At 46.7% G+C, this 2323-nt stretch carries 1 protein-coding gene; it reads right to left on the reverse strand.

Going from position 1 to position 2323, the window contains the following annotated elements; genetic code table 11:
• Positions 1-2058 (reverse strand): Eco57I restriction-modification methylase domain-containing protein (locus RMO35_RS17035; RefSeq protein WP_309742509.1); only part of this gene is annotated, 2058 nt, incomplete at its 3' end.
• Positions 2059-2323: the final 265 nt, after the last annotated feature.

A 2323-nucleotide genomic window follows, 5' to 3' on the forward strand; every position in this document is an offset into this window, starting at 1 on the left:
CTTAGCAATATATTCACGCAACTTTGCTCCATATCCAGCCTTGAACCATTTATTTGAAGAAATAAAAGCTAGCATTCCCTCAGGCTTTAGTAATTGCAGCGATCGAGCATAGAAATAGCAGTACAAATCAGATCGATCGCTATGAGCTTCTGGAAAGTTCTTTTTCAAAGTAGATTTAATTTCCTTGAAAAGTTCCATCCTCACATAAGGCGGATTTGCAACCTGAATATCAAACCCACCATCCGCCATAATCTCGGCAAAATCCACCATCCAATCGAAATCACCCGCTTTGTAAACCCCAGGCGTAAAAGTTGCAATTTGCTCCTTAATATCCTCGATCTTCTTCTCTAAACCAGCCTTTTTCTCCTTCCCATGCGCCGTTAAATATTCAGACTTGAGCCGCTGAAACTCCTGCACCGAACCTGCTCGTAACGATAGCTGACTCACCATCACTGGCGTAATCAAACTATCCCCCTGCTCCAACTTGTACTTGAGGTTCGGCAAAGGTTGGGGCTTGTCTCCATCTACCGACAGCGATAACCACAACCGCAGCCGCGCAATATTGACCGCAAACACATCCTTATCCACCCCATAAAGATTATTCTCAATAATTTCCAGCTTCCGCGCATAGACACTCTCCGCCCCCAGCTTATCGCTAGCAAATAGACACGCTCTTAGCTCCAGTAACTCGTGCATCATCCCCAATAGGTACGCACCACTACCACAAGCCGGATCGCAAGCGGTGACAGTCTTCAACGCATTCAAAACAGCTTCAGGATCGGCTAGATCGCCACTCTCATGGTCATCCACAAATCGATCGATCTTCTCCCCATCCTCAGCACACTTCGACTTCAAATAACCCTTCAGCGTCTCCCGACACATAAAAGCCACAATCGGCTTCGGCGTATAGTAGCTCCCCGAACCATGCCGATTTGTCACCAACTCCTCGAACACCTTTCCCAACATTTCAGGATCTACCGCCACATCCACATCCAGGGGCGTACTCTCACTCACCGTAAAATTAAACCTGTCAAATAACTTCGTGAGAATATCCTCGATCGCCCTATCCGGCACCACAATCCCAGGCACCGTCTCACTTATATCCTCCTCGAACAACCCGCCGTTGAGATATGGCACATTACCAATTAATTTAATCAGCTTCTTGTCACCCTGCTTGTCAGGATCGTTCAAACCCTCAAAGAACAAATGCGACAATCGATCGCGATAAAAATTCCTCTCCTCCCTCATAGCCCCCTTCCCAAGGGGGTTGGGGGATTCCTTCCTATAATCCTGCCAGAGAGCCTTAAAATAATCCCCAGAGCCATTAAACTCCAGCCAGCCCTTCTTCTGCACAAAAGCAATAAACATCAGACGGTTGAACAACTTCTGCGTAAATAACCGCTTCTGCTCATCGTTTTCGATGCCCTCGATCGAACCCTCAACCGATTCAAATACCAGCTTGTACTCAGAGAAGAACCGATCCGTTACCTTTTCAACATCAAACGCCTCATCATGCTGAATCTGAATCTCCAGCGGCTCAAGATCGATCGCCTTCTTTCCGTATTCCTGCCCGATCGACTGTAAATCTAATTCACCAATTTGTTCGATCGCCGTGCGTAATTGCTCCCGCCGATTCACCACAATCCGCCGCAACAACCTCTTAGTCCCCTTCCCAAGGGGGCTGGGGGATTCATCATATTTAGCATTGATAAAATGCCAGTCATCCTGATCCCGATCATAGAAGACAAACAGCGAGTGTGGATGAATACCCAACAACGCCTCAATAATCCCCCACTGTTCCTGCTTGTAGATCTGTTGGGAACTCAACCGCGTGTAAATGACCTTAAACTGTCCCCCGACTCCACCATTAGCCAATAGTAGCGGTTCGCTATCTCCCAGACTAGCCCGTACCGAATCCGAAAATCTGCGAGTAGAAATAGGTTCACTGACTCGATCGTAATGCAATCGATCGTAGAAAAGTTCTTTGAGGCTGCGAGTATCGGTAAGTGACTTTAAGGATAATTCGATTCGGTTGAGCTTAGGTGCAGATGCAATCATGTTGGGTAGTTCGCAATATACCCAAGCACCAGTCATCTATACGATTATTGAATCGTTGGCATCGCCTACCGAAGGTAATCGTTTTCCTGCTGTGTCAAAGGGTTGATATACGACAATACCCACCAGATCCGGACAGAATTGAGGACAATAAGTAGCTCTCATCAATAGAGACTCGATCGATATCGATCTCCAGGTCGATCGAGATGGCATCCGTAATTACCCTGAAAAGTGAAATCGAAGCCGAATTATTTAATTCACTTACGCG

This window comes from Chamaesiphon sp. OTE_20_metabat_361 (assembly GCF_031364565.1).